Below are 551 nucleotides of genomic sequence, written 5' to 3'. Positions count from 1 at the left end.
TTTTTTGAAGCAGCCTTTCGGCTCTTAAAGAAAATGAACGACCAGCTTCAAAAAAATCTGAAATTCTTCTAACAACACCTGTTTTTTTATTAGGAAGCTTCTTGTTTTTACTGGGTGTCTTAATTTTAGAAGGTTTCTTCTTATAAGAATATGTTTTTTTTAGTTTAATTCTGTCGGCAGACAGGTTAGATAGCCATAATCTAGATATAAAATCATAATGAGCACCAAGTGATGGGACATAATTTTCAGTGCAGCCAATACACGTTGCAAATAGCTTACTGGCATGAAGCTTTTTAACCCAGTTAGTGATACTTGTTTCCTTTTTAAAAAACATTAAAGAGAATGAACGAAAGATTTCAGGTTGAAAGGTTGCGGGTCTACCAGTATTGGAGTAATAAGGTTTTAATATCTCGCTAAGAATATCTAAGTCTAGGCAATACAACTTAGATATAGAAGATTCAAGTTCTATAATTTCTTTAGTGAAATCTTTATAGAAACATGAGAGATTTGAAATAATAAATTGTTGATAATCAGCATGAGAGGTCCAACTT

Annotated in this window: 1 pseudogene; it reads right to left on the bottom strand. The window is 31.9% G+C overall.

From position 1 onward, the window contains the following. A pseudogene (locus tag LGK97_RS19695) lies at nt 1-551 on the bottom strand (hypothetical protein); the annotation flags it as partial.

It is taken from the genome of Clostridium sp. CS001 (assembly GCF_020443565.1).
GTDB lineage: Bacteria > Bacillota > Clostridia > Clostridiales > Clostridiaceae > Clostridium_AD.
Note: the sequence above shows the minus strand (reverse complement) of the source record. Positions and strands in the feature narration are given on the sequence as shown.